Origin of the sequence: Pseudokineococcus marinus (genome assembly GCF_013004605.1) — a bacterium.
GTDB lineage: Bacteria > Actinomycetota > Actinomycetes > Actinomycetales > Quadrisphaeraceae > Pseudokineococcus > Pseudokineococcus marinus.
The window spans coordinates 1-7,682 of record NZ_JABEMA010000146.1 but is presented as its reverse complement, the minus strand read 5'-3'; the positions used below and the strand labels follow the sequence as shown (position 1 = coordinate 7,682).

5 protein-coding genes are annotated in these 7,682 nt (G+C 77.4%); all 5 read right to left on the bottom strand.

Annotated elements, in window-relative coordinates; all coding sequences use genetic code 11:
* Nucleotides 1–146: 146 nt before the first annotated feature.
* The 5 genes from HLB09_RS19980 to ligA all read right to left on the bottom strand — a co-directional run bounded on the left by HLB09_RS19980 (nt 147) and on the right by ligA (nt 7,485).
* Complete coding sequence (locus HLB09_RS19980; protein WP_171203289.1) at nt 147–1,382, bottom strand: GNAT family N-acetyltransferase; 1,236 nt, start codon at nt 1,380–1,382, stop codon at nt 147–149.
* A 112-nt stretch (nt 1,383–1,494) separates the two neighbouring features.
* Nucleotides 1,495–3,033, bottom strand: coding sequence for an Asp-tRNA(Asn)/Glu-tRNA(Gln) amidotransferase subunit GatB (gene gatB / locus HLB09_RS10280; protein WP_171203288.1), 1,539 nt, complete (start codon nt 3,031–3,033; stop codon nt 1,495–1,497).
* Entirely contained in the window at nt 3,030–4,619 is a 1,590-nt protein-coding gene (gatA, locus tag HLB09_RS10275) for an Asp-tRNA(Asn)/Glu-tRNA(Gln) amidotransferase subunit GatA (protein ID WP_171203287.1), read from the bottom strand. Before gatA ends, gatB begins: the two co-directional genes overlap by 4 nt.
* Complete coding sequence (gene gatC / locus HLB09_RS10270; RefSeq protein WP_171203286.1) at nt 4,619–4,915, bottom strand: Asp-tRNA(Asn)/Glu-tRNA(Gln) amidotransferase subunit GatC; 297 nt, start codon at nt 4,913–4,915, stop codon at nt 4,619–4,621. Before gatC ends, gatA begins: the two co-directional genes overlap by 1 nt.
* Before the next feature lie 65 nt (nt 4,916–4,980).
* On the bottom strand, nt 4,981–7,485 hold the full coding sequence (gene ligA / locus HLB09_RS10265; protein WP_212770877.1) for an NAD-dependent DNA ligase LigA: 2,505 nt from the start codon (nt 7,483–7,485) through the stop codon (nt 4,981–4,983).
* Between the last annotated feature and the right edge of the window lie 197 nt (nt 7,486–7,682).

Below are 7,682 nucleotides of genomic sequence, written 5' to 3'. Positions count from 1 at the left end.
AGGAGCTCCGGCAGGACCGCCGCCGCGGGCAGGTCGACGCCGTCGCGGGCGAGGGCCGCGAGCGCGGCCGCGAGGAGCCCGCCGCTCATGCCGGGGACGTCGGGCGGCGTCGGACGGGGCGCTCGCGCCCGGGTGGGGTCGGCACGTCAGAAGTAGTCGAGCACCTCGACGAGGTCGCCGCCGGCGAGCACGTCGAGCGCCCCGAGGGCGGCGTCCTCGTCGTCGCCGAGCACCTCGGCGCCCGCCGTGCGCACGGCGCCGAGCGCGGTGACCGACCCGGCGTAGAGGGCGGCCAGGCCGGAGGGGGTCAGGCGGACCACCGGCGCGGCGTCCGTGCGCTCCGCACGGCCACGGCCACCGGAGACCGACAGCTCCCAGGTGCCGGTGTTCCACGGCGCGAGGTCGTCCTGCAGCTCGACGACCACCGACCCCGACAGCGGCTGCGGCCAGCCGCGCTGCGCCATGGCCTGCTCGAGGTCCACCACCCGGTGCATGACGACCTTGCGGTCGACGACGCGGGCGAGCTCGACGGGCAGCGCGGTGGCGACGGCGTCCCCGCGCAGCAGGCGCAGGTGGAGGTTGCGGGCCACCGGCGCCCAGCCGGCCAGCACTCCCAGCAGCGTCCGCGCGGCCGCCGGGGTGTCGGCGACGACGTCGCGCACCGTGAAGACGGCCTCGCGGCCGTAGCCCCGGCCGCGGTGCCAGCTCGCGGCGGCGACGAGCCGGTCGCCGTCCTCGACGAGGGTCAGGCCGTCGACGCCCTCGGGCAGGCGGTCCGTCCCCGGCGCCGGGCGGACGAGCATGCCGCTGCGCGCGCGGGCCTCGCGCTCGTAGAGGGCGGCCACCGCGGGCAGGTCGGCGGCCCCGCCGGTGCGCGTGGTGAGGCCCGGCGCCGCCCCGCTGCGCGCCAGGGCGTGCGTGGGCACCTCGACGGTCGTCAGCGTGCCCGTGACCTCCCAGCCGGCGCGGCGGTACAGCCCGGCGACCGTCGGGAAGAGCGCCGAGACGGCGGCGCCGCGCTCGCGGGCGCCCTCGAGGAGGGCGCGGAGCAGGGACGTCGCGACGCCCGCGCCGCGGGCCTCCGGCTGGACGGCGACGTCGGTGACGTCGGCGGCCACGACGCGCCGCCCGCCCCACCAGTGCTCGCGCGGCAGGAGCGTCACCGCGCCGAGGAGGTCGCCGTCGTCGCCCAGCGCCCCGTAGCGGACGGCGCCCTCGGGCTCCGTGCCCGGGTCGGGCGGCGACGACAGGTCCTCGCCGAAGGACAGCGCGTGCAGGCGCCACTGCCGGGCGTGGTCCTCGGGCCCGAGCGGACGGACGACCGGGCCCGACCGGGGGGCGCGGGGCTCGCTGGCGGACGGGACGGCGGTCTCGGGAGGCACCCCGGAACGCTACCGGCGGCGACGCCTCCACCCGGACGACCGAGCCCTGACGACGGAGCCCCGACGGCCGAGTCCTGACCGCCGGGCCCGACCGCCGGGACCCCGCTCGGGCTCAGGCCTGCGGTCCCCCGACCCGCTCGAGCACGAGCTCCCGCACGCGCTTGGCGTCGGCCGCCCCGCGGGTGGCCTTCATGACGGCGCCCACGACCGCCCCCGCGGCCTGCACCTTGCCGCCGCGGATCTTCTCCGCGACGTCCGGGTTCGCCGCCAGCGCCTCGTCCACTGCCGTGACGAGCGCCGACTCGTCGGAGACGACCTCGAGGCCGCGGGCGGTGACGACCTCGGTCGGCGTCCCCTCCCCCGCGAGCACGCCCTCGAGCACCTCGCGCGCCATCCGGTCGGTGACGCGCCCCGACTCGACGAGCCCGGCGAGCTCAGCGACCTCCGCGGGCCCCACGGGCAGCGCGGTGACCTCGACCTCGCGGGCGTTCGCGGTGCGCGCCAGCTCCCCGCCCCACCACTTGCGGGCGGCGGCCGGGCTCGCGCCCTGGGCCACGGTGGCGGAGATGACGTCGAGGAGCCCGGCGTTGACGACGTCGCGCATCTCGAGGTCGCTGTAGCCCCACTCCGCCTGCAGCCGCGCGCGACGCGCGACGGGCAGCTCGGGCAGGGACGCGCGGACCTCCTCGACCCAGGCGCGCGACGGCGTCATGGGCACGAGGTCGGGCTCGGGGAAGTAGCGGTAGTCGTCGGCGTCGGACTTCACGCGCCCCGACGTCGTGATGCCCGTGTCCTCGTGCCAGTGCCGCGTCTCCTGCAGCACCGACCCGCCCGCGTCGAGGACGGCCGCCTGGCGCGACACCTCGTAGCGGACGGCCCGCTCGACGGAGCGGAAGGAGTTGACGTTCTTCGTCTCCGTGCGGGTCCCGAGGGGCGCGTCGGGCGAGGGCCGCAGCGAGACGTTGACGTCGGCGCGCATCTGGCCCTGCTCCATGCGGGCCTCGGAGACGCCGAGCGCGCGCAGCAGGTCGCGCAGCGCGGCGACGTAGGCGCGGGCCACCTCGGGGGCGCGCGCGCCGGCACCCGTGACGGGCCGCGTGACGATCTCGACGAGCGGGATGCCCGCGCGGTTGTAGTCGACGAGGGAGTGGTCGGCGCCGTGGATGCGGCCCGTGGCCCCGCCGACGTGCGTCGACTTGCCCGTGTCCTCCTCCAGGTGCGCCCGCTCGACCTCGACGCGCCAGGGCGTGCCGTCCTCGAGGACGACGTCGAGGTGCCCGTCGGCGGCGATGGGCTCGTCGTACTGCGACGTCTGGAAGTTCTTCGGCATGTCCGGGTAGAAGTAGTTCTTCCGGGCGAAGCGGCACATCTCGGCGATGGTGCAGTCGAGCGCCAGGCCGATGCGGATGCCGTGCTCGACCGCCGTGCGGTTGACCACGGGCAGCGCGCCCGGCAGGCCGAGCGACACCGGGGACACCTGGGTGTTGGGCTCGGCGCCGAAGGCCGTCGAGGAGCCGTCGAACATCTTGGTGGCCGTGCCGAGCTCGACGTGGACCTCGAGGCCGATGACGACGTCGTAGCGCGCCGTGGCGTCGTCGTAGGCGACGAGCGGCTCGCCGCCGGTGGCGGCCGGTGCGGTGGCGGTGCTCATGCGGTGGCGACCTCCGGTCGGGCGGGCACGGTGTCGAGGGCCGGGGCCGAGGCGAGCAGCGGCCCGCCCCAGCGGTCCTCGAGCAGCGCCTCGAGGGCGCCCCCGAGGCGGTAGAGGCGCTCGTCGGCGCGGGCCGGCGCCATGACCTGGAAGCCGACGGGCAGGCCGTCGGCGGCGAGGCCGCTCGGCAGCGACATGCCCGGCACGCCCGCGAGGTTGGCGGGGATGGTGGCGATGTCGGCGGCGTACATCGCGAGCGGGTCGTCGAGGCGGCTCCCCAGCGGGAACGCCGTCGTCGGCGCCGTCGGCGAGACGAGGACGTCAGCCTGCTCGTGCGCCGCCGCGAAGTCACGCTGGACGAGCGTCCGCACCTTCTGCGCCGAGCCGTAGTAGGCGTCGTAGTAGCCGGCCGACAGGGCGTAGGTGCCGAGGATGATCCGGCGCTTGACCTCGGGGCCGAAGCCCGCGCCGCGCGTGGCGGCCATGACGCGCTCGGCCGTCACCGGGCCCTCGGACGGCTCGACCCGCAGGCCGAAGCGCATGCCGTCGAAGCGGGCCAGGTTGCTCGAGGCCTCGCTCGGCATGACGAGGTAGTAGGCGTCGAGGGCGTGGGCGAAGGTCGGGCAGGAGACCTCGACCACCTCGGCCCCGGCGTCCGCCAGCAGGTCCAGCGCGGACCGGAAGCTGGCCATGACCTCGGACGAGAAGCCCTCGCCGGTGAGCTCGCGCACGACGCCGACCCGCATGCCGCGCACGTCGCGCGAGCGGGCGGCCTCGGCGAGCGGGCCGACGGGGTCGGGCAGCGACGTCGCGTCGCGGGGGTCGTGGCCGCCCATGACCTCGTGGAGGAGCGCCGCGTCGAGCACGGACCGGGCGCAGGGCCCCGCCTGGTCGAGGCTCGAGGCCATGGCGATGAGCCCGTACCGCGAGATCCCGCCGTAGGTGGGCTTCACGCCGACCGAGCCGGTGACGGCGGCGGGCTGGCGGATCGAGCCGCCGGTGTCGGTGCCGACCGCGAGCGGCGCCTCGAAGGCGGCGACCGCCGCGGCGCTGCCGCCGCCGGAGCCGCCCGGCGTCCGCGCGGTGTCCCAGGGGTTGCGGCTGGGCCCGTAGGCGGAGTGCTCGGTCGAGCTGCCCATGGCGAACTCGTCCATGTTCGTCTTGCCGAGCAGCGGCATCCCCGCGGCGCGCAGCCGCTCGACGAGCGTGGCGTCGTAGGGCGGCACCCAGCCCTCGAGGATCTTCGAGCCGGCCGTCGTGGGCGTGCCGCGCGTGACGACGACGTCCTTGACGGCGACGGGGACGCCGGCGAGGGCGTGCAGCTGCTCGCCGGCCGCGCGGCGGGCGTCGACGTCGCGGGCCGCCGCCAGCGCCTCCTCGCCGCTGACGTGGAGGTAGGCCGCGACGCCGCGGCCGTCGCCGGGCGCGCCGTCGACGGCGGCGATGCGGTCGAGGTGCGCGCGCACGACGTCCTCGCTCGAGACCTCGCCGGCCGCGAGGCGGCGGGCGAGGTCGGCGGCGCTCGCGCGGACGAGCTCGTCCGCGCCGGTCTGCGGGCCGCTGCTCCGGTCGGCCGAGGGGCTCATCAGTCCTCCTCGAGGATCTGGGGGACGAGGAAGCGGCCGTCCTGGGCCGCGGGCGCGCCGGCGAGGACGGCCTCCGCGGGCAGCGACGGCTCGACGACGTCCTCGCGGTAGACGTCGACGAGCGGCAGCGGGTGGCTCGTGGCGGGCACGTCGTCGGACACGACGGAGGACACGGAGGCGACCGCGGCGACGACGGCGTCGAGCTCGCCGGCCAGCCGCTCCAGCTCCGCGGGCTCGAGGTCGATGCGCGCGAGGGCCGCGAGGCGCGCCACGTCGTCGGGTGAGAGGGCGGGCATGCGCGTGAGTCTAGGAGCCGGGAGGCCGCCGGCCGGACCCGCCGAGCGGGAGGCGGCCCGCCCCGTCAGCGGGCTCCCTCGCGGGCGTCGTAGGCGTCGAGGACCGCCTGCCGGACGCGGCCCCGCGCGGCGACCTCGTGCCCGTTCTCGCGGGCCCAGGCGCGGACGTCGTCGAGGTCGGTCCTGCGGGGCCTCGTGGCGGGACCCTCGGCCCCGAGCTCGTCGGCCCTGGGCTCGTCAGCCCCGGGCTCGTCGGTGGCGGGGGCGGCCGTCGCCCCGCCCTCGTCCGTGGCCCCGTCGCCCGCCTCGCCCGCCGCCTCGACGTCGGCCTCGTCCACGGGCGGCTCGGGCGCCGGCAGCGCGCCGGGCCCCTCCTCCAGCAGCAGGCGGAAGCCGTCCTCGTCGAGGATGCGCAGGCCCAGCTCCCTGGCCCGCACCTCCTTCTGGCCGGCGTTCTCCCCGACGACGACGAAGTCGGTCTTCTTCGACACCGAGCCAGAGGCCTTGCCGCCGCGCGCGAGGATCGCCTCCTTGGCGCCGTCGCGGCTGAAGCCCTCGAGCCCGCCGGTGACGACGACGGTGACGCCCTCGAGGTGGCGCGGCGCGGACGCGTCCTGCTCGTCCTCGAGCCGCACGCCGGCCGCGCGCCACGCCTCGACGATGGCCCGGTGCCAGTCGACGGCCCACCAGGCGCCCACGGCCTCGGCGATGACGGGGCCGACGCCGTCGGCCGCCGCCAGCTCCTCGGCGCTGGCGCCGACGACGGCGTCCAGGCTGCCGAAGCGGGTGGCGAGCGAGCGCGCCGCGGTGGGGCCGACGTGGCGGATCGAGAGGGCGACGAGCACCCGCCACAGCGGCTTGTCGCGCGCGGCCGCCAGGTTGTCGAGCAGCCGGCGCCCGTTGGCCGAGAGGTCGCCGTTGCTGTTGCGGAAGAGCGGGACCCGCAGCAGGTCGGCGTCGGTGAGGGCGAAGAGCCCGCCCTCGTCGGTGAGCACGCGGTCGCCGGCGTCGACCGGCGCGCCGTCGTCCTCGGGCCGCGCGTCGCGGCTGCCCCCGGCGTCGGGCACCCCGCCGAGGAGGGCGCCGGCGGCCTCCCAGCCGAGCGCCTCGACGTCGAGGGCGTTGCGGGAGGCGATGTGGAACAGGCGCTCCCGCAGCTGGGCCGGGCAGGTGCGCGCGTTCGGGCAGCGGATGTCCTTGTCGCCCTCGCGCTCGTGCCGCAGCGGGGTGCCGCAGGACGGGCAGTCCGTCGGCATCTGCCACTCGGGGCCGCGCGCGGCCGGGTCGGCGCCCTCGGCCAGCACCGGGCCGAGCACCTCGGGGATGACGTCGCCCGCCTTGCGGACGACGACGAGGTCGCCCGGCCGCACGCCCTTGCGCCTCACCTCGTCGGCGTTGTGGAGCGTGGCGAGCTCGACCGTCGAGCCCGCCACGAGGACGGGCTCCATCCGGGCGAAGGGGGTGACCCGGCCGGTGCGCCCGACGTTGACGGAGATCTCCAGCAGGCGGGTGGTGACCTCCTCGGGCGGGAACTTGTAGGCGATGGCCCAGCGCGGGGCGCGGCTCGTCGCACCGAGGCGCCGCTGGATGGCCAGGTCGTCGACCTTGACCACCGCGCCGTCGATCTCGTGCTCGACGTCGTGGCGGCCCTCGCCCGTGCGGGCGACGAAGGCGCGCACGGCGTCGACGTCGTCGACGACCCGCACGTGGCTGCTGACGGGCAGGCCCAGGGCCGCGAGGCGCTCGTAGGCCTCGGACTGGCTCGCGACGTCGAAGCCCTCGCGACGGCCGAGGCCGTGGACGAGCACGCGCAGGGGACGGCGGGCGGTGACGCGGGGGTCCTTCTGCCGCAAGGACCCCGCCGCGGCGTTGCGCGGGTTGGCGAAGGGCTGCTTGCCCGCCTCGACGAGGCCGGCGTTGAGCTCGGCGAAGGCCTCGACGGGGAAGAAGACCTCGCCGCGCACCTCCAGCAGCGCGGGCACGGGCGCCGAGGAGCCGTCGAGGCGGTGCGGGACGCCGCGCAGCGTGCGGACGTTGAGCGTGACGTCCTCCCCCGTGCGCCCGTCCCCGCGCGTGGCGGCCCGCACCAGGCGGCCCTCCTCGTAGACGAGGTCGACGGCGAGCCCGTCGATCTTCGGCTCGCAGAGCCAGCGCAGCCGCGCCCCCTCGCCCGCCTCGCGGACGACGCGCTCGACCCACTCGTCCAGCTCGTCGGCGGTGAAGACGTTGTCGAGGCTGAGCAGTCGCTCGAGGTGGTCGACGGGGGTGAACTCCGTCGAGAAGGTCCCGCCCACGCGCTGGGTCGGCGAGTCGGGCGCCGCCAGGTCGGGGTGCGCGTCCTCCATCTCCTGCAGGCGCCGCAGCAGCGCGTCGAAAGTCGCGTCCGGCACCGTCGGGGCGTCGCGCACGTAGTAGGCGAACTGGTGGGCCCGCACCTCGTCGGCCAGGGCGGCCCACGCGCGGCGGTCGTCCTCGGTGGCGGGGCTCGGCGGGGCGGGCGCGTCGCCCGCGGGGACGCCGTGCAGGTCGTCGGCGGGCTGCTCCGGCGGGGTCGCGCTCACGCCCGGCATCCTGCCCCAGCCCCCCGACACCCGGCCCCTCGACACCGGCCCCTCGACGGCGGCCCCTCGACGGCGGCGGCGAGACCACGCGGACCACGCCGCCCGCTCGGAGGCCGGCCCTGCGAACTCCCCCGCTCCGCCCGGCCCGCCGAGGTCGACGGCCTCGTCGTCGGCGCCGGGCGCCGGAGCCGGTGGCGGGCAGCGAC